We start from the raw sequence: 378 nt of genomic DNA, 5'->3' as shown, positions 1-378 counted from the left end.
CTCACCCAACACCCGGCTGAACGCCTGGTACACAGCGCGGTGCTCGGCCTCGGCCTCCTCCCACCGGCCCCGATCCGCCAGCACGCCGGCGAGGTTGGCCCGGCTGGTCAGGGTTTCGGGGTGGTCCTCACCCAACACCCGGCGGCGTACTTCTAGAGTGGCGCGCTGCTCAGCCTCGGCCTCCTCCCACCGGCCCCGCTGCCCCAGCACGTTGGCGAGGTTGGCCCGGCTGGTCAGGGTTTCGGGGTGGTCCTCACCCAACACCCGGCTGAACGCCTGGTACACAGCGCGCTCCTCGGCCTCGGCCTCCTCCCACCGGCCCCGATCCGCCAGCACGCCGGCGAGGTTGGCCCGGCTGGCCAGGGTGTGGGGGTGGTC

1 protein-coding gene is annotated in these 378 nt (G+C 73.0%); it reads right to left on the bottom strand.

The genetic code is table 11. The annotated features are described in order from the left end of the window. A partial coding sequence (locus RIF23_RS20725) for a tetratricopeptide repeat protein (protein ID WP_310914318.1) occupies window positions 1-378 on the bottom strand: 378 nt, incomplete at both ends.

The organism is Lipingzhangella rawalii (assembly GCF_031628175.1).
Classification (GTDB): Bacteria; Actinomycetota; Actinomycetes; order Streptosporangiales; family Streptosporangiaceae; genus Lipingzhangella_A; species Lipingzhangella_A rawalii.
This window is presented reverse-complemented; position numbering and strand designations above follow the sequence as displayed.